This window comes from Crocosphaera watsonii WH 8501, from assembly GCF_000167195.1.
In the GTDB taxonomy this organism is placed as follows: domain Bacteria; phylum Cyanobacteriota; class Cyanobacteriia; order Cyanobacteriales; family Microcystaceae; genus Crocosphaera; species Crocosphaera watsonii.
The window spans coordinates 1-19706 of the sequence record NZ_AADV02000065.1 but is presented as its reverse complement, the minus strand read 5'-3'; the positions used below and the strand labels follow the sequence as shown (position 1 = coordinate 19706).

15 protein-coding genes and 5 pseudogenes are annotated in these 19706 nt (G+C 35.3%); 11 read left to right on the top strand and 9 right to left on the bottom strand.

Annotation, left to right across the window (positions count from 1 at the left end; all coding sequences use genetic code 11):
• Positions 1 to 705 (bottom strand): annotated as a pseudogene (locus CWATDRAFT_RS34175) (transposase); the annotation flags it as partial.
• A 79-nt stretch (positions 706 to 784) separates the two neighbouring features.
• Here CWATDRAFT_RS34175 and CWATDRAFT_RS20115 point away from each other — a divergent pair.
• From CWATDRAFT_RS20115 to CWATDRAFT_RS34165, 8 genes and pseudogenes are all read left to right on the top strand, one after another.
• Positions 785 to 1180: a hypothetical protein gene (locus CWATDRAFT_RS20115; protein ID WP_007303205.1), complete on the top strand. Its 396-nt coding sequence runs from the start codon at positions 785 to 787 to the stop codon at positions 1178 to 1180.
• 420 nt (positions 1181 to 1600) lie between these two features.
• A complete protein-coding gene (locus CWATDRAFT_RS20110) occupies positions 1601 to 1954 on the top strand; it encodes a hypothetical protein (protein ID WP_007306755.1) in 354 nt (117 codons plus the stop codon).
• A 169-nt stretch (positions 1955 to 2123) separates the two neighbouring features.
• Entirely contained in the window at positions 2124 to 2705 is a 582-nt protein-coding gene (locus CWATDRAFT_RS20105; protein ID WP_007303067.1) for a helix-turn-helix domain-containing protein, read from the top strand.
• A 64-nt stretch (positions 2706 to 2769) separates the two neighbouring features.
• Positions 2770 to 3411: a transposase gene (locus CWATDRAFT_RS20100; RefSeq protein ID WP_007306756.1), complete on the top strand. Its 642-nt coding sequence runs from the start codon at positions 2770 to 2772 to the stop codon at positions 3409 to 3411.
• Between the two features lie 27 nt (positions 3412 to 3438).
• A pseudogene (locus CWATDRAFT_RS20095) lies at positions 3439 to 4839 on the top strand (IS66-like element ISCwa4 family transposase); the annotation flags it as partial.
• Positions 4840 to 5145: 306 nt separating this feature from the next.
• Positions 5146 to 5466, top strand: a pseudogene (locus CWATDRAFT_RS20090) (transposase); the annotation flags it as partial.
• A gap of 61 nt (positions 5467 to 5527) precedes the next feature.
• Positions 5528 to 5707, top strand: coding sequence for a hypothetical protein (locus CWATDRAFT_RS20085; RefSeq protein WP_157134129.1), 180 nt, complete (start codon positions 5528 to 5530; stop codon positions 5705 to 5707).
• A 149-nt stretch (positions 5708 to 5856) separates the two neighbouring features.
• Positions 5857 to 7343: pseudogene (locus tag CWATDRAFT_RS34165) on the top strand (IS1380-like element ISCwa5 family transposase).
• A 224-nt stretch (positions 7344 to 7567) separates the two neighbouring features.
• Here CWATDRAFT_RS34165 and CWATDRAFT_RS20070 read toward each other — a convergent pair.
• Positions 7568 to 7987, bottom strand: coding sequence for a hypothetical protein (locus tag CWATDRAFT_RS20070; protein WP_007306754.1), 420 nt, complete (start codon positions 7985 to 7987; stop codon positions 7568 to 7570).
• Between the two features lie 306 nt (positions 7988 to 8293).
• Here CWATDRAFT_RS20070 and CWATDRAFT_RS20065 point away from each other — a divergent pair, with 306 nt between their 5' ends.
• The 3 genes from CWATDRAFT_RS20065 to CWATDRAFT_RS20055 are packed head-to-tail and all read left to right on the top strand — an operon-like array spanning position 8294 to position 9057.
• Positions 8294 to 8503 (top strand): hypothetical protein, encoded by a 210-nt coding sequence (locus tag CWATDRAFT_RS20065; protein WP_007306761.1) that lies wholly within the window; start codon positions 8294 to 8296, stop codon positions 8501 to 8503.
• Positions 8504 to 8560: 57 nt separating this feature from the next.
• The gene (locus CWATDRAFT_RS20060) at positions 8561 to 8785 is read left to right on the top strand and encodes a hypothetical protein (RefSeq protein ID WP_007306762.1); all 225 of its coding nucleotides are present in this window, start codon (positions 8561 to 8563) and stop codon (positions 8783 to 8785) included.
• The gene (locus tag CWATDRAFT_RS20055; protein ID WP_007306763.1) at positions 8773 to 9057 is read left to right on the top strand and encodes a type II toxin-antitoxin system RelE/ParE family toxin; all 285 of its coding nucleotides are present in this window, start codon (positions 8773 to 8775) and stop codon (positions 9055 to 9057) included. Before CWATDRAFT_RS20060 ends, CWATDRAFT_RS20055 begins: the two co-directional genes overlap by 13 nt.
• A gap of 24 nt (positions 9058 to 9081) precedes the next feature.
• On the opposite strand, the gene CWATDRAFT_RS20050 is transcribed toward CWATDRAFT_RS20055, so the two are convergent.
• The 7 genes and pseudogenes from CWATDRAFT_RS20050 to CWATDRAFT_RS20020 form a co-directional block, all read right to left on the bottom strand.
• A complete protein-coding gene (locus tag CWATDRAFT_RS20050) occupies positions 9082 to 10878 on the bottom strand; it encodes an ABC transporter ATP-binding protein (RefSeq protein ID WP_007306753.1) in 1797 nt (598 codons plus the stop codon).
• A 723-nt stretch (positions 10879 to 11601) separates the two neighbouring features.
• Positions 11602 to 13227 (bottom strand): annotated as a pseudogene (locus CWATDRAFT_RS20045) (family 10 glycosylhydrolase).
• 151 nt (positions 13228 to 13378) lie between these two features.
• Positions 13379 to 14608, bottom strand: a complete 1230-nt coding sequence (locus tag CWATDRAFT_RS20040; protein ID WP_007306750.1) for a vWA domain-containing protein — start codon at positions 14606 to 14608, stop codon at positions 13379 to 13381.
• A 106-nt stretch (positions 14609 to 14714) separates the two neighbouring features.
• Positions 14715 to 15944, bottom strand: a complete 1230-nt coding sequence (locus tag CWATDRAFT_RS20035) for a HEAT repeat domain-containing protein (protein WP_007306749.1) — start codon at positions 15942 to 15944, stop codon at positions 14715 to 14717.
• A gap of 8 nt (positions 15945 to 15952) precedes the next feature.
• Positions 15953 to 17107: a HEAT repeat domain-containing protein gene (locus tag CWATDRAFT_RS20030; RefSeq protein WP_232287148.1), complete on the bottom strand. Its 1155-nt coding sequence runs from the start codon at positions 17105 to 17107 to the stop codon at positions 15953 to 15955.
• Between the two features lie 22 nt (positions 17108 to 17129).
• A complete protein-coding gene (locus tag CWATDRAFT_RS20025) occupies positions 17130 to 18188 on the bottom strand; it encodes a HEAT repeat domain-containing protein (protein WP_042711971.1) in 1059 nt (352 codons plus the stop codon).
• A gap of 66 nt (positions 18189 to 18254) precedes the next feature.
• Complete coding sequence (locus CWATDRAFT_RS20020) at positions 18255 to 19280, bottom strand: ATP-binding protein (protein WP_007306746.1); 1026 nt, start codon at positions 19278 to 19280, stop codon at positions 18255 to 18257.
• Positions 19281 to 19706: the final 426 nt, after the last annotated feature.

The window sequence follows — 19706 nt, the reverse complement described above, 5'->3', positions numbered from 1 at the left end:
TTGACGATAAAAAACTCGGTCACTTCTAACTCTTGTAATAGTAACTAGGTCTTCATGCTTAACTTGTTCCCCAATAAAATCCTTTTGGCTGTAGTCACTATCAGCCACTAAGACAGATAATTTATCAGAAAATAAAGAACTTTGCCAGATTTTTTTTAGTTGTTGATTGCCTTTATTTACTCCTTTATGTTTAGAGGGGACTCGCTCTCCTGATAAGGGGACAGCCCAAGGGACTTTTTCTGTGTCTATTTGGTCAGGTAAAGCGCAGACAACGGAATAACAATGTCCAATATTAATGGGTTTATTTCCCTTAATTGGATTGGGGTAATGAATAAAGGTTTTATCCGCTAACGTTTCGGCAAACGGTCGTGGACAGGGAGTTGTGTCAATACCAAATAAGTTATAATGTTTTGAAGTGGGAGGAATTGTTCTCGATACCGCTGAAAATAAAGTCTCAATTCTCTGTTCATAATTAGGGTCAGTTTGAGTGGGTAAAAACTATTGAATTCCTCTATATAAACTGTTATAATCTCTTCTAAATAAAGGGTTGAGAGACAATTCAACGACTGAGTGAGCTTGTTGGTTACTGGAGAGGGCATCGAGTAATTCTATAATAGTTTCTTTTCTAGCTTTTAGTCCTTGGAAGAGGTTAGACCTCCACACCAGGAATTCCTCGACAGACGTAGCCGTTTCATTTTTGGTCATTTTTAAAATTTATTACCTTATAAATTAGCGGAATATATACGCTAACATCAAAAGAGGTTGTTTGTTACAGTTAAGGCTAATGTCATCACATTCCGAACTTAAGACCAGTCAAGATGTCCACCTGAGAGCCAAACAAATTAAGAGTCTAATTCGCTCTCTTAAACAGAAAATAAAGAAAATTGAACGGGAAGGGGAAGTAGCACCAGCTAATTGTCATATTATTCGTTATCAGGTTAATGGAAAGGGAACAATCTACTGGTATTATAAACTACAGGCTGCTGAATCAATTTTTCCTATGGCCACTAATCATGAGAAAAAAACCAAATATAAATATTTAGGACGAGCCGGAAGTTCTGCTCATATTGATGCTGTAGAAAAACTCACTAGAAGAAATCTCATTGATGAATTAGAACGAGTCATTCAATCTCTAACTGAAAGCTACTTAGATATCTATATTGGAACCGAAACTGAATGAAGCTATTTAATATTTAAAATCCCCTAAAAAGATGGAAAGAGAGTTTTTAAAATCACCTTAATTCTCTATTTTAGCTCTGGAGATATGTTTAGCGTAAAATTTACGCTAACAATTGTTTTTTATCCAAAGTCCAATTGTATAAAACAACTTGTCTCATCGGATTAGCACTCCAACCTTCGGCGATTTCCGTAGCAGAAATAACTGAAACGCTCTGAATTCGAGTATTGTCTTGGGAAAAATTACTCATAGATTTTTGCTAGTCGTTGAATTAAAGCATTCGCAGCTTTACTCTAATATAGTCAAGTATTCATCTAAATATGTTAAACTTGAGTTTAAAAGTTATGTAAAACTTATGTAAAAGTTGTAAAGTATAGGTCTCTAGTTTGTAGTTAAATTGAAATTGAATACTATAAATCAATTGTGAGTAGATCAATTAGAGCATCCAAACAAGGCACAAAAAAAGTAAATAAAGCGTTTAATTTGAGTGGAAAAACAAAAGAATATATAACTGGTGCGTCTGGTTGTAGTCGTCCTACTTTTGATAAGTTTTTGGGTGGAAAAAACATTGATAAACAGAAATTTATTGCTATCTGTGAAGCTTTAAAACTGAAGTGGACAGACATCGCTGAAATAGAATCATCAGATAGAATTCAGTTACAAGGAAAAGTAATAAATGAACTTGTAGAAGAAATTAGAGAATCTATTGAAGACAGTTTGGAAAAAGAATGCGGTACAATGCGAGTATTAGATATGAGTCGACCTATTGAGTTGTAATTGCTCACCGCAATAAAGAATCTGTCTTGACAACATAAAGGTAAAATCGGGGATTTTTATGTATAGTGGGGGTTATGACCACAAATGCTACCATCGATTCAAAGCTAGTGCAGCTTGGCGAAAGTAATCCACCAGATTTTTACAGAAACTTTCGTGACTAGCCACGACAATGTGTTTCAATGAAACTAACGGAAGAATCTCGAAGTTGATGTCCATGATAAAAGCATTGCCAATTAACCTCTCCAACCTACAGAAAACAGTACTCCAACAAATAGTGAGAGGGACAACAAACCCCTATCGCCTTGTTAGACGAGCCAAGCTAATCTTAGCCGCAGCATCAGGAGAGAGCAATAGTTCGATTAGTCGAAGATTAGAATTAGACCGAGTACAAGTGCGTCAGTGGCGATCGCGATGGTTTGAGGAGAGAGAAAAACTGAGTGCCGCCGAAGAACAACAGGTAACGGAGAAAGCATTAATGGTCTTGATCAAAGGAATTTTAAGCGATCGCCCAAGACCTGGAACAACAAAATCCTTTACGGTCGAACAAGTAGTCCAGATTGTAGAGATCGCTTGTGAAGAATGTGAAAAATCAGACAGACCAGTGAGCCATTGGACACCTTCAGAGTTGGCGGATGAAGCCATAAAAAGAGGAATTGTCGAAAAGATTTCCCCCCGTAGTGTGGGGCGTTTTTTAAAAAGAAGCGACATTACAACCACATCTCGTTCGTTACTGGTTAAATGCCAAAATTGATGATCCCTTAAAATTTAAAAAGCAAGTCAAATATATCTGTGAACTTCATCAAGAAGCTAAAACTTTGTTAGAACAAGGAATTCATTTAATTACTACAGATGAAATGACAGGGATTCAAGCTCTTGAGAGATTATTTCCGAACAAAAGAATCAAGCCTAAACAAGTAGAAAAAATCGAATTTGAATATGAAAGACACGGAACTTTAAGCTTGATTGCGAACTGGGATGTGGCAAGAGGAAAAGTTGTTAGTCCCTCTATTGGACCGACAAGAACAGAACAAGATTTTTCTGAACATATCCAGAGAACGATTAAGATTGATGAAAAAGCAGAATGGATTTTTATTGTAGATCAACTCAACACTCATAAATCGGAAAGCTTAGTCAAATTAGTAGCAGAAAGCTGTGAAATTACTATTGATTTGGGGAGAAAAGGAAAGGAGGGGATTTTGCAATCTATGGAGAGCAGAGCAGATTTTTTATCAGATGAATCTCATCGAATTCGCTTTGTTTATATTCCCAAACATACATCGTGGCTTAATCAAATTGAGTGTTGGTTTTCGATCTTAGTCCGGCGTTTACTCAAAAGAATTACTGTCCGTTCAACTGAAGAACTATCCCAAAAAATTCTCAATTTTATTGATTACTTTAATCAACATTTTGCTAAGCCGTTCGTTTGGAAATTTAAGGGCTTTAAAGATCATAAGTGACTGGTGGATTATTTTTGCTAAGCTGCACTAGTCAAGGCACAACAACAGTTATCTCTTCAACAAAGACTGATTGACCAGCAACAACAACAAATCTCTACACAACAGCAAGAAATTGAAAAATTGAAAGAAGAGAGAGATAAGCTAAAAAACCGTAACTCAAAAAACAGTTCAGTCCCCCCATCATCAGACCCACTAAAAAAGCCTTCTGACAAAAAGAAACGCAAAAAAGGATTTAAACGCGGACCAAAATATGACCACCCAGGGAAGACCCGTAATGGTTTTGGTCAGCCCGATAAGATAGTCACTTTAGAACTAGAAAACTGTCCTGTTTGTGGGGGTTCAGTGGAACGAGATGAAGTAGTTCCCGAAAAAGTCCAACAAGTGGCTGAAGTAGTAGACCAACCCATAGAAATCAGGGAATATCGTCGCGGATTCTATAAATGTCCTAGTTGTGGATGGTCAGATTACAGTCCTGTTCCATTGGGAGTTAAAGAAGGATTCAGTTATGGGGCGCGATTAAGTAGCATCGTGGGCTGGCTTGGCTATGGGGGTAATCTTACATGGCGTAAACAGGAACATTTTATAGAGTATGTCTTTGGCATTCCCATTTCTCAAGGGAGCCTTGCCAAAATGCACAAATGGTTTCAAGAAAGTTTAGAACCCTTGACCCAACAGTGGTTAAAGTACATCCAGCAGCCAGGAATCCGATGTGTTGACGAAACCAGTTATTGCATCGATGGCATCAAGTATTGGGTTTGGGTAGCCACATCAAATGAGGTCTGTGTGTTGATGTTGGCTCCCACTAGAAGCTCCGCAGAAGTCGAGAAATTGTTAGGAGCAGATTTTAAGGGCATCCTCACCAGTGACTGCTATAGTGCCTACTTTAGACAAAGTGCGATGGCCAAACAGAAATGTCTGGCACATTTAGAACGAGAGTTAGAGTCCCTTAAAACCAGTCGTTTTCAAGCGAATCGAGAATTTGCTGCCGATGTACAGCAAGTTTTAGCAACCGCCCGTATCCATTATCGTCATTATCATGCTCGAAATTTAACCCTTGAAGACTTAGGCTCCAAAAGAACAGAAGTCGAGAACTCACTGCAAAAGATTTTTAAAGCAACTCCCAAAAAAGGATGGCCTTGTGATGCACAAAGATTGATTAACCGTCTCAAACGTCATTGGGAAGAGTGGTTCACCTTTCTAACTTATCCTGAAGTCAAACCAGATAATAATGATGCTGAGAGAGCTTTACGTCCCATTGTCATTCACCGCAAAGTAAGTGGGGGAGCAAGAAGCGACTGGGGTGCAGAGTTAGTCACCCAAATGTTCAGTTTTTTAGAGACCATGAGATTACAGGGGCAAAATGCCATTGTCCAATTATGCGAATTATTTTCATTAGCTGGTCGGAGTCCCCCAGGATTAGAGATGTAAAAGGCTCCGGAGCCGATGGGGGATAGATTTTTCTTGATCGCCCTATCTCTCTGCACAAAAATACAAAAGGTTAGCTGATAATCTCCGCTAACAAAAAACTATCTTACTATTCTTTTTTTTTCTCATATTGTTGTTTTTATTTGAGGTTTTTAAAAGACTTGATTCTGGGAATGTTAGTCATTAAAATAGCCGTAATAAATTAGCTTAAATTTTACGCTAAATCACAGGGCTTATATTTTTGTTGACTCAACTGATGTTGTTTGTAGTGCTTTTCAATAAGACTTTTTTGTTGCGGTGAGCAGTTACAAGAAACAAGCCCACTCCGATGAATGCTTCCGTAATGCTATTGAGGGAAAGTTTGGACAAGCTAAACGAAGATTTAGCCTAAATCTCGTGATGACAAAACTCCCTGAAACCTCCATTACATCTATTGCTATTACATTTTTAGTTGTCAATCTTTCTAAACTTCTGAGGCAGTTTTTGTCGCTTTTTTTGTCCTTATTTACTAATAATAGAACAGGGGAACTCATCAAACCGCCTTTCATTAATTTTGATTATACTTTAAACAATTTTTATGTACTAAAACTTATTGATTTGTCAGAAAATTCTTGGTCAAAAGTGGCATAAATTTTGGAGAAACTTTTTCAGCAAACCCTACTTATATATTATGAACGCTCAGACTGGGGAAGTGATTGATTCTCTCCGTGCTAGTAGTTCCAATCCCAACCTATCCTATATATTAGATGTAGAACCCGAATTTCTCACAAAATCTGCGATCGCCAAACACAGAAGCCTTACAGGAAGTGGGTTTGAACAGAGCGATCGCAGATTTCCCCAACCAACAGTCTGTTGTCAGATTTTAAGTTAAAATCAACCCGAATTAGACAAAGATGAAAAGATAAATCAATCACTCATTTTTCCAAAAAAATTATTAATAAAATCTCTAATAGTACTAGATTGTTAGAATAAAATATGCTATAATTTAATTATTAAAGCAATTTACCTTAAACTGATTTAATGAGTCCCAGTCATCCCCGAACCCCTCGTCAAGTAATCAACTTTAGTAAACAGAAAGGAAAAGAAATAATCGCTAATTTTGATGGGGGACTAATCACTTCAGATGCGGGGATTGTCTGGATAGCTGAGTTGGATAAAAAACTGGGAATTACGGAGAAGTTTGGTAACTGTTTTCAAGATCATCGTCATCAATCTTATGTAGATCATTCCGTTCATGAGTTATTAGCACAAAGGCTTTATGGAATTATTTTAGGCTATGAAGATGTCAATGACCATGATAAATTACGTCACGATCCTGCCCTTAAGATCGCTTTAGAAAAGCTTAATGAGCTTGAAGATAAAAAGGGATGGTTAGCTGGAAAAAGTACAATTAATAGATTGGAATATTGTCCTGAGACTATTCTCGACCAAAAAACGAGTCGTTATCATAAAATAGAACCCAACTTTAAAGCCATTGAAAAATCTTTTGTCGAATTTTTTTTTAGAGTCTTATAAAAAACCTCCCTTAAGTATTATATTAGATATGGATGTCACGGATGAACAAGTACATGGTAATCAAGAAGGGGCATTTTTTAATAGTTATTATCACGGAGTATGTTATGCTCCTTTATATATTTTCTGTGGGCATCATTTATTAGTTGCTAAACTTCGTTCATCTAATGTAGATCCAGCCGATGGAGCCTTAGACGAATTACAAAGAATTATCGGACTAATTAGAGAAAAATGGTCAGAGACTCATATCCTAGTTAGGGGTGATAGTGCCTATGCCCGTGAAGAAATCTTCTATTTTTGTGAAAATCAGCCTTTAGTTGATTATGTTATAGCTATGGGAATAAATGGCGTTCTTAAGTTACGAGCGGATGATGTAATTGAAAAAGCCAAACATGAATATGAAAAAAAACTAGCTCCAATAACTGAATTAATGGATAGTTTATTTCAGAAAAAAGAAGATTTAGAAGAAGTTAAAAAATTAGTACCAATTTCTACTTGGTATTGCTCTATTCGTTATAAAACAGAAAAGTCATGGAGTTGTCAAAGAAGAGTAGTGACAAAAGTTTGTTATGGAAGTGATGGCTTAAAAATGCGCCATGTGGTTACATCTTTGCCCGCTTCAAAAATTCCACCCTCAAAACTTTATACAAAAAAATACTGTCCGAGAGGCGAGATGGAAAATCGGATTAAAGAACAACAATTAGACTTGTTAGCTGATAGAACTTCAACTCAAACATTTCAAAGTAATCAACTAAGATTATGGATACATTCCTGGGCTTATGTTCTCATAAATGCTTTTCGTCAACACTGTTTATAAAAAAACTTCATTGGCTAAAGCAACTGTGGGAAGAATACGTCTAAATCTTCTTAAGTTGGGAGCCAGAATAAAGATTAGTTGTAGAAGAATTATTATCGCTATAGCTAGTGCTTGTCTTTATCAAGATATTTTGTCTATTGCTAACAAAAGAATTAAAACTATTCCTAATACTGGATAAGTAGAATAAGTTGTTTTTTAAAAAAGATATCTATCATAAGTTGTTGACTGACTGATACTTTCATTTAGTCTTATTTATCGTGGAGAAAATCAAAAGTTAATATAATTATTCCCTCTTAAACTCAATTTTTGGATAATCAAAGTCAATTTTTTTATTCATCTATATTCAAAATTTCTATTAGTCCTAAAAATTATCATTTTTCATCTCTGGATTGGGCTTTCAAATTAATTTGTGAGAAATCCGGGTATAGGGTTGGATGATGTAGTAAAAAGTAGTCCAGGGGAACCAACTGTGAAAATAAAGGGGTTACTAGGGCTTAAGTTGGAAGCTGCTGTGTTAGGTCCACCGGAGCCAAAAGTGAACGTTGGAATAGAGAAAGCAGTTTCAAAATCAGTAACAGTATTTGTAGCTCCAGTATAAGCAATAATACTTACACGCGGATTTATACCTGTAAGGACATTGCCAGTATTATTAGTTGTAGTTAAGCCAGATGTAGTAAAGTCGATACCAGTTAGAGTAACAGTAGTATTTACCCCATCGTCAGTTACGTTAAAAAAAAGTGCTGCTTTAGCAGAGTTCCCTCCTAAAAGGGAGGTAGCAGACACACCGAAAACAGTCAGTGCGGTTAAAGTGGTTTTGTTCATATTCGTTTTAGGGTAAATACAGCCATTTACAAGGTTTTTATCCTTTATTTATTCTTTAAAAAGGATAAACGCCCTTATTCTACCCCCTTCATAATTTGTCAAGAAAACGCTTATTTTTTATCAATATAAGCAGAATAAACCCATCAGCCAGAGATTCCCAGGGTTAGGCAATTATTCACAGGGCAAAATATTAAATTAATCTGTCATGATTAAGATTTTGCTGAATTATGAGGTAATAATTTTATTCCTCTAAGCTTTCCTTTGTATCATAATGATTAATATTCCTTTGCTAATACTTAACCAAAAATGACCCTTAATCAAACCCTAGAATCAAGACTTATTGAAAAAGTTAGACAACTTTCCCGTGAACAAATTGAACAAGTTGAGCAATTTATTGATGGACTTAATGCAGAAAAATCTGATCAATCTCTTAGTTTAGCTGCTACTAAACTCTCAGAATCTGCTTTTAATAAAGTTTGGGATAACCCTGAAGATGACATCTATGACGAGTTATAAATTTGCGGATAACTACTAACATTGTATAATAATAATTAACCAATCATTGTTAGAAAAATGCTCAAAAACTCAACCTTCCAGCAAGCCATTGAAACCGTTGAAGCTTTGTCTCTTGAAGAACAAGCAATGTTACTGGAGATTATTCAAAATCGCCTACGAGAAGATAAAAGACAAGAATTATTAGAGAATATTAAACAATCAGAACAAGATTATGCTGAGGGGAACGTTAAGCGAGGTTCAGTCAGTGATTTAATGAAAGATTTAGAACAATGCGAGAATTAGTTTGGAGTCCTAACTTTATCCGTCAACTTAAACGTTTAGTTCGTCAAAACCCATCAATTAAACAAACGGTTGAACAAACATTAGAACGTTTAAGTAATAATCCTTTTAATCCTAGCTTGAAAAGCCATAAACTTAAGGGAAAACTTGCCAATAAATGGTCATGTTCAATTGACTACAGTAATCGCATTATTTTTCAGTTTATAGACAATTATGAGCTAAAAACTGAAGAAATTGTTCTGTTGGCGATCGGTTCACATGATGAAGTTTATTAATAATCTTTGATAATTTCCTCCTGCTTAATATTCACTAATTACCCCAGTTTGTACTTGCCATAACCCTGCATAAATTCCCTGCTTTTCTAATAGTTTTTCATGGGTTCCTTGTTCCACAATTTTTCCAAATTCCATAACATAAATGCAGTCAGAATGACGAATAGTAGATAAACGATGAGCGATCGCAATAGTGGTTCTTTGGGCAGTAATTTTCTCTAACGAACGGGCGATCGCAGCTTCGGTTTCGTTGTCTACTGCTGAGGTTGCTTCGTCTAAAATTAAGATAGGTGGATCTTTTAAAATTGCTCTAGCAATGGCAATTCTTTGACGTTGTCCTCCTGATAATTTCTGTCCCCTTTCTCCTACAATAGTATCGTATCCTTGGGGTAATTGTTCTATAAATTCATGAGCTTCTGCTATCTTAGCAGCTTCTATTATTTCTCGATAGCTGGCGTTATTATTTCCGTAAGCAATGTTTTCTTTAGCAGTTCCATGAAAGAGAAACACATCTTGACTCACTAAGCCAATAGATTTCCGTAAGTCTCCTAAATATATATCCTGAATATTGATATCATCTAAACTAATTTCCCCGTGATCAATTTCGTATAATCTTAGTAGTAATTTAACTAAGGTGCTTTTACCTGAACCTGTAGAACCCACCACACCAATACGATTACCAGCAGGAATATTTAAGGATAAATTTTTGATAATAGGATATCCTTCTTGATAAGCAAAATTAACGTTGTTAAGTTCAATTTTTCCTTTAACTGTTCCCGTAGGTAAGGCAATAGTTCCAGAATGAATAGTTAAGGGAGTATCTAATAACTTCATCACACGATTAGTAGAAGCCATAGAACGTTGATAGAGGTCTAAAGTTTGTCCTAATTTGGTTAATGGCCATAGTAAGCGTTGGGTTAAAAATACTAAAACACTATAATTTCCTACAGCTAATTTACCATCAACAACTTCCATGCCACCATATAACAAAATAGCTGTAAATCCGATTAAAATAACCATACGAATCAGTGGAACGAAAGCAGAACTAAAAGCGATCGCTTTTAGATTACTCTTTCTATATGCTTGACTTTCATGCCGTAATCTGTCTAACTCATAAGCTTCTGTGGTAAAACTTTTAATGGTTGTAATTCCACTTAAATTAGTTGATAAACGACTATTTAATAACCCTACTTTTTCCCTAACATCGGCATAACGAGGGGCTAATAATTTTTGAAAAGTAATGGAACCCCACAAAATAAAAGGAATAGGTAACATTGCCATCCATGCGGTTCCTGGGGTAACTATAAAAAACATCGCACCAACGATAACAACAGTAGTCATTACCTGCAATATTTCATTAGCACCCACATCTAAAAAATGCTCTAATTGATTAATATCATCGTTTAAAATAGATAAAAGTAATCCTGTATTTCTTTCCTCAAAATAAGCTAATTCTAACTCTTGCAAATGACCATAGGCATCTAATCTTAGATTATGTTGAATATTTTGGGCTAAATTACGCCATAATCTTTCATAAGTATATTGAAATAGTGATTCTAATCCCCAAACAATGATAGATAAGAAAGATAAAATTAGTAATTGATTAAAAACATCGTTAACCCCTAATTTTCCGATGAAAGAATCTTGTTGGTTAACCACTACATCAACCGCAGCACCAATTAATACAGGGGGGGCTAAATCAAAGATTTTATTAATAACGGAACAAGTGACAGCTTGCCAAATAAGATTGCGGTAGGTTTTCCCATACTGCAAGAGCCGTTGCATAGGATGTTTATTTGTTTTTATTTTCTTCATTTTTGACATAATTATCGATCATAAAAGACTGTTTATAAACAAAACATGATTGTTATCTATATTAATTTTGGAAGCAATAAGTTATGTTAAAATAACTATACTCTTGTAAAATTAACAGTTAATATTATAACACAGAAACTTGTTTAAGCTATAAGGGACTAAATTAAAATATTGGTAGAATTACATGAACTTTAATAATCTAAAATAAATCAAAAATATTACAGATTGGGATGGGCAATGGGCATATAAAAACCATCCTAAAAATTATTATTTTCGGTTAAATTTTCATAAAAATAAAAATTCAGAAAATCAACGAGTAGAAACTAATGTAAATAAATTAGAAAAAGGGGATCTAATTATTCTTTCTCAGAAAAAAGAAACAGAAAATAATCGTTACTTAACCCATATAGTAGAAATAGTTAATGATGCAGATGACGATAAACAACAATGGGATTATGATACAAATACAGAGAACGAATGGAAGATTTTTAGATGGGTTAAGGTTCATTGGGTTGCTGATTTTAATAATGTTAGTTCTATCCCTATTAATTATGATGTGATGCAAGTTAAAGATTGGGGTTATCAAAATACTTTAGCTAAATTATTGGAAGGTAATGATAATAACTTGATGAGACAGTGGGGAGATATTGAGACATTAAGGAAGCATTTAGAATCAATTTTTCGTCCTCTTCCGTAATTTAATTAAATCTTTTCATTGTTGATTCTTCATTATTAAAAAGGTTTCATGTCTTCAACAAGAGGCATATTTTCTGGAGGTTGATAAGGGGGAAAATCTTCATCAAAGGGAACAGACTCTGGTGGTTGATAAGGCTGATTATTTTCAATTTCTGGCGTAGTTGGTACCGGTTCATTCGGGGTAGCTGTTTCCACAGGAATAATAATTTCTTGTGGTTGTTTAGGGATATTTATTTCTACTGGGATATTATTTTCTCTCTCTTGATAAGGTAATTTATTTTCTACAGGAATAATTATTTCTTGTTGTTGATTAGGACTATTATTTTCAATGCTAGGTGGAGCTTGATTATAGGGATCAAAGTTATTATATTCTTGAGTTGGATATGGTTCAAATTCATCAATTCTAGTGGTATTTCCTGGTATGTTTGGTATGTTTGGTATTTCTGGTATTGGTAAAGTTGGGGGTGGAAGAGTTTCTAATTTTCGTTCTGCTGGATAGGGAAATAAAGATAAAAATTGCTCTTGTCTTTGTACTTTAGATTCGGGGGCATAATTCCATAAACTATCATAAAAGAAGAAAGAAACCCCTAAACCGTGTTGTTTAGCACTTAAGACTTTTTCCTCGATAAACTCCATTTCAATTTGTCGATTCCTTAACCCTGTTAAAATACCAATACCTGTAGGAATTTTTCTGCGAGTTTCTTTAATTTCTGGTTTTTCTACCTGTCTAATGAAAGTTTCTAAGTCTGGGCGATAAACTTGCACAACTATTTCGTCAACAAGATCCTTTTTTACCCAGTTAAACCAATCTTGCAAATGACCCTGATAAGCTGTATCATAAGGGTTAGGAGAAACGGAAAAAATAGCGTTACTTTTCTTCGCTTTTATGGCTTGATTTAATTGAGAGACATAGGCAGTTAATTTATCAGCACGCCATTTTAACCAAGCTGGATCTTCTGGGTTAGCAGGAGGATCTTTTTCTGTTTCTTGCTTATACAAATTAACCGTATATTGATCCTAACCTAACTCACTGGGTAAGCTTAAATGATCGTCAAATTGAATCCCATCCACATCATATAAGTCCATCACTTCTAATACTAAAGAAGTAATAAATTGTTGGACTTCGGGACGAAAGGGGTTCAACCATACTACTCGCCCTGCTGCACTGATGGTGGTTTGGGTCCCATCTCGTTTCTGAGTCAACCATTTAGCGTATTTTTTGGCTAATTCTGAACTGGGTGGGGCCATGAAACCAAACTCAAACCAGGGTAACACTAATAAGCCTTTAGCGTGTGCTTTCTCGATTAAATCTGTTAATGGATCTTGGCCTTGGAAACCCCGATGCACAAAGGGTTGTATTCCTTTTTTTCCTGCGATCGCACTGGGGTAAAGCGCATAACCAGAATTCCAGACTACAGGATACACTGTATTGAAATTAAGACGGGATAATTCTGCGATCGCTTCTTCTAGTTTGGGTTGATCTAGTAGGGTTTCGGTGTCATTGGTGGTTAACCAAACTCCTCGAATTTCTGTCTTAGGAGGAGAAAAGGCAAAAAGAGGATGACTTAGTAATAGGGTACTGAAAAATGTAGCTAAAAAGAGTTGTAAAAAGCGAGATTTTAAAATAGATCGCCAACTTTGATAAAAAATAGACCATCTCATAATACAAAAAATCGAGTGTGAGTAAGAATTGTTTTATAGTTTAGGAATCATGATAATGCAAATATCATAATTATGACAATTTAAGTTGATTATTTCTGATTACATCTATGGGATAAAGAAGACTACACTGTAAGGAAAGTCTATTTGAGGGTTAATTAACGTAGAGTTTAACAGATTCGCCAAAAGGTATGTCATCTAAGTTTAATCCTCCCGAAGTAATTACCCAAAGAGTCGGTAATAATGGTTCTTCTTCGGGAAAATCTCCATAACCATCGGTTAAATAAACACAAACTCCTTCTAAGTTAGGATCTCGATTTTCTTCTACTTTTTCAAAGAAAGGAATAAAAGAGGTTCCTCCTCCTCCTTCGGGTTTAGGAATATTTTCATCTAAGGTAAGAGAATGGGGTCCATAAACATCAGCATCCGCATAATATAATTCACATTTCACATGGGGATATGATACCAAAATTCCCACAACTTCGCTTAAAAATAATTTTAATTGTTGATCCCCAATAGAACCACTACTATCCACACAAACAAAGACTTGAACCGATTCTCCTGCTACAGTATCTAGATATAAACCCCGACCAACAAAACGGCGATCGTAACCTTGAAAATCGTTAGGAGTTTGTACTAAATATCGCCATAAATAACTACGCCAATCGATTTGAGATTGGGATATTTCGTCTAATTGTCTGATAATTCCTGATGGTAATTTTCCTTGACTACTTGTTCTTTGAATTACCGCAGCTTGTTGCATAGCATTTTGCCAATGGGATGCCAATTCTTCTTTCTGTGATTGACTTAAACTATCAAATCGACTACTTTTTTCTTTTCCTTCCTGAGAATTTTGAGAATTTTGAGAATCTTCTGAATCTTCTGAATTATCTCCCTTAGAGTCTTCGGGAGGTTCGGATAATAAGTCGGGGTTAGTTAGTTCTAAATCAGGAGATTCTTGGAGTAATAAGTCATAGATTTCTTCAACACTCATTTTTTCCCATTCTGGTTTACGAACTGCTCCTTCTGGTAATTCCAATAAATTTTCTTCCTTGTTTGACGCATTATTTTGTTCAACGATTAACCCATTAACGACAATATCAGCAGCAATATTCCATAAACGTCCTTCTCGATGTCCTCTTCTAATGGTATGAAGTAAGGCAGCATGGAGTAATTCATGTAATAGTAATCCGTCTTGTTGCGGTGGGGATAAAGATAATAGAAAATCGGGGTTAAAATAGATATCTTTTCCATCGGTAGCAGCAGTGGGAATGGAAGAAGATGGTCTATAATTTGCGAACAATGATAGGGTGGCAAAGAAAGGATATCTCTTCCGAACCCGAAGTATAGAAGTCTTGATGATTTTGTCGATGTTTTCAGTCATTTTAGTTAGGTTAGGGGGTGAATTTCATTATTTATTTTTAGGCAACGATTGGGTTACAGATAAAAACTATCTTGTCATAACTTGTTATTCAAAGTTTAAATAGTTCTTATTCATCTAAATTATTTTCAAGAGATTTCAGTTTTTCTCTAGCAGTTAAACGAACTGTATCATTAGGATCATTAAGTAATCTTTCTAAAATACTGATAGGTGTATTCTGGTTAATAGCAACCCGTTTACGAATTTTTTGACTGTGATCAACGGATAATCTTTCTAAGATATCAATAGATATGTTGTGATGACGAGCAACACAACAACGTACAGATTCATCAGCATGAGCAGCTAATTTTTCTAAGAGATTAATCGGTATCTTTTCATTGAGAGCGACATTACAAACAACATTATTATCAGTATTAGTGGCTAATTTTTCTAGAAGACTAACGGGGGTTTTTCCATTACGAGCAACATTATAAACAACCTTTTCATCCACATCAGAGGCAAGCATTTCTAAGATATTAACAGGTGTTTTTTCATCACTGGCAACATTATAAACAACCTTTTTATCTAGATCAAAGGCGAGTTTTTCTAATATATTAACAGGTGTTTTCTCATTACGAACCACACCGCAACGAACATCGTTATGGGAATCTGTGGCGAGTTTTTCTAAGAGATTAATAGGTGTTTTTTCATTACGAACTACACTATAACGAACATCATTGTTAGGATCTGTGGCTAGTTTTTCTAAGAGATTGAGGGGTGTTTTTTTATTCCGAACGATACTACAACGTACTTCTTTATCGCTATCATTAGCTAATTTTTCTAAGAGATGAATCGGTGTATTTTCATTAACAGCTACACTACAACGAACTTGTTTATGAAAATCATTAGCTAATTTTTCTAAGAGATTAATAGGTAAGTTTTGTTTGTTTACTAGCAAACAACGAATATAATAATTAGGAGATTGGGCTAATATTTTTAATATTTCAATAGGATTTTTGGAATTTTCTGCCAACTGTTCCATTAATTTATTGTTATAAAATAATGGATTACTATCCTCTAGTAACCAAAAATCAATAATAGGATTATTGGCCAATTCTTGAGGGAATATACCACCAATATTAACTAAAATTCCTGTTGGTGTACTGGGGTTAGTAACAAGAGCTTTTATAATATCGTAATTGTCATATTTTGCTAACTTTGTTAAGGTTTGTGGAGAACTATTAACATTTGCCGCAACTAAATGAGCCACTTCTGGAATATTAGCTAATTCCTCTAATCTTTGAGGGGAAGTGTCTTCGTTGATTGCTTCTTGTTCAAGGGGTGACAAGTTTTTATTCATTAGATATCCTATTGTACTGTAGTGGCTAATTTCTCTAATAAACTCGCAGTAGCATTGGTGTTAAAAGCTACATTACGACGAACAAACGCATCAGAATCGGTGGCTAATTTCTCTAATAAACTAATAGGACTACTCTCATTATAAGCGATACTACGACGAACAACTACATCAGCATCGGTTGCTAGTTTTTCTAATAAATTAACAGGAGTATTTGTATTAGAAGCGATGCTACGACGAATAAGTAAATCAGAATCGGTGGCTAGTTTTTCTAATATACTAGGAGGGGTGTTTTTTCTATTAGCAACCTCAAGACGAACATTTACATCAGTATCGGTGGCTAACTTTTCTAATAAATTAATAGGAGTATTCACAGCAGAAGCAAGCTCACGACGAACATCTTTATGAGTATCAGTAGCTAATTTTTCCAATAAATTAACAGGAGTATTCAAACCAGCAGCTACTTCTCGACGAACATTTGCATCAGCATCCATGGCGAATTTCTCTAATAAACTAATAGGAATGTTCTCATTAAAAGCGACCATACAACGAACAGATACATCAGCATCGGTGGCTAATTTCTCTAATAAACTAATAGGAGTATTTTGATTAGAAACTACCTGACGACGCACATCTTTATGAGCATCAGTTGCTAGTTTTTCTAATAAATTAACAGGAATATTTCTACTAGAAGCTACATTACGACGGACATCTTTATGAGCATCAGTGGCCAGTTTTTCTAGTAAATCAATAGGAGTATTGCGATTAGAAGCGACTTCACGACGGACTCGATAATCAAGAGACTGAATTAATATTTTTAATAGGTTAATGGGTGTATTAGGATTTCTAGCCAACTTAGCTGTTAATTGATTGTAACAATATAAAGGGTTGTCATCTTCTAGTAACCAAAGATCAACAATAGGATTGTTGACTAATTCTTGAGGAAATTTATCACCTAATTTGATTAAAATTTCTGTTGGTGTACTAGGATTACTAACAAGAGCTTTCAGAATATCCTCATTAGAATTTTCTGCTAACTTTGTTAAAGTTTCTGGAGAACTATTGACATTTTCAGCAACTAAATGAGCTAACTCCGAAATATCAGCTAGTTCATCTAATCTTTCGGGGGAAGTGTTTTCATTAATTGCTTCTTGTTGTAGTGTCAAAAGGTTATTATTCATGTGAATTTTACCTGCGATATTGTAGTTTTTTTCTAGCAGTGGAACTAATAGAATGATCAGAATCAGTGGTTAATTTCTCTAATAAATAAATGGGAATATTTTCATTAGAAGCTATACCACGACGAACAACTACATCAAAATCGTTGGCTAATTGCTCTAATAAATTCATAGGAGTCTTGGGATTTGCAGCTACATTATGACGAACAGATTTCTTCTCATCAGTAGCTAATTGTTGCAGTAAACTAATAGGAGTATTAGGATTTTCAGCTACACAACAACGAACAACTACATCAGCATCGCTGGCTAATTGTTCTAGTAAAATAATAGAAGTATTGGGATTTTTAGCTACATGACAACGAACACCATAGTTAGAGTCAGTAGCTAATTTTTCTAATAAAGTAACAGGAGTCTTGGGATTTCTAGCTACATTATGACGAACCAATAGATGAGAATCTTCCGCTAGTTGTTCTAGTAAACTAACAGAAACATTCTGATGCAAAGCTACATAACAACGAACACCGGAATCAGAATCAGTGCCTAACTTCTCTAATACACTAACAGGGGTATTCTGATGGTAAGATACTCTAAGACGAACATTGGCATCAGAATCAGTGGCTAACTTCTCTAATACACTAGCAGGAGTATTACTATTTTTAGCTACATCAATCCGAACTTGAGAATTAGGAAATTGAGTTAATATTTTTAATAAGTTAATGGGTGTATTAGGATTTATAGCTAAGTTGGCTGTTAACTCATTGTCAGAATATAAAGGATTTTCATCTTCTAGTAACCAAAGATCAATAATGGGATTTTTGACTAATTCTTGAGGAAATTTAGCACCTAATTCTATTAAAATTTCTGTTGGTGTACTAGGATTACTAACAATAGCTTTCAGAATATTATCACTAGCATTTTCTGTTAACTTTATCAAAGTTTCTGAAGAACAATTAACATTTTGAGCAACTAAATGCGCCAATTCCGAAATATCAGCTAATTCCTCTAATCTTCCAGGGGAAGTGTTTTCATTGATGGCTTCTTGTTGTAAAATGAAAGGATTTTCATTCATGATTTCAGTAATTTTAATAATATTAACCAAGGGCTTAATATTATTAAGCCCCTAGAGGTTTTGCTATTAGGACACTCCCATTAATTCTTTATAGTCTTGGAAGAATTCCTTGAATTTAGGATCTTTTCGGATTAACTGGGCTAATTTTCCCTGTTGTCCTTTAGCTCTCATTTGACCAATTAAATCAGTTGCGTATAACCTTACCCATTCAGGAGTAGCTTTATCGGTTAACCAGCGAAACCCATTGTAAGCTTCGTTAATATTTTCTGCTCTTACCGTTAAACCAATGGTAGTAGCATAGCGCACAGAAGGTTCAGAAGAAAAAGTGAGATACTCGCCATTTCCTGTTAATATTTCCCTGAGATTGGGCAAATTATCATATAAACTGACAAAAGCATTAAACTCTGCTGTGGCTGCTTCCCCTACTGCCGAGGTAATATCTAAGTTAACCTGGTGGAGAGAACTAGCCATTTCCCAAGAACGAGGAGACGGCCAAGCAGGTTTTTGAGGGTCAAGATAGTGTAATAGATGGGTTCGATAGGATAAAAAGGCAATAATCTGTTCATGAAAGCTATTTAATAAGGCATAAGCCTTAAAACTCTCAAAATCTACCTCTACATTCAGATGTAAAAAACGATTGGCCAAAGGAGAGGGCATAGCAAACACCGAAGCCCGGTCTTCTTTGCGGTTTCCGGCTGCCCAGATAAACCAACCCTCCGGCACTCGATAAGCCCCCACTTGTCTATCTAAAATCAACTGTTGCGCTACCCCTTGCATGGCCGGAGGTGCCATATTAAGTTCATCTAAGAAGAGAATACCTTTCCCTTCTCTGGGTAAAAACTCAGGAGGATACCAAGTAGAAAGTCCTTGGGCAGAGTTATCGGTTTCTGCAATGGCAACGGGTAAACCCCTTAAGTCTGTGGGGGCAAGCTGACTCAAACGTAAGTCGATAAATTCCAATTGATTTTCCCTGGCAACTTGAGCAACAATACTAGACTTGCCGATACCAGGCGCACCCCAAATCATGGTACTGATAGAGAGGTTATGGGTGACGAGGTTTTGTAGATAGGTTTTTAGGGCTGTGGGGGTCATTTTACGGTTGGCTTAATGAGAAAAATTCTATTTTAGGGGAGTAATCAGCAGACAGAAGCTTCAAATAACAGTTAAGCAAAGAATGTGGCGTTTTTTAACAATTGATAGCTTTAAAGTTGAATATTTACCGAAATATTAAATATTCTAAATTTTCACTCCCTAATATCACCCTACCCCGATTCGGTGTAATTCAGGTAACACCACAGAAGATTTTAACAATCATTAAAGGTACTTATACTTATTATAAGTAACTCTTTTGTTACACCCCTTTACAAAGCTTCATAGGTTCGTTAATATAGATTCATACATAACAAACGGCAAACGCCTCCGGGCAAAAAAGCCAACATCATCTGAACCTAGAAAATCAAATAGGAATTATACCAGAATGACTACTACCTTACAACAACGCGAGAGCGTTTCCTTGTG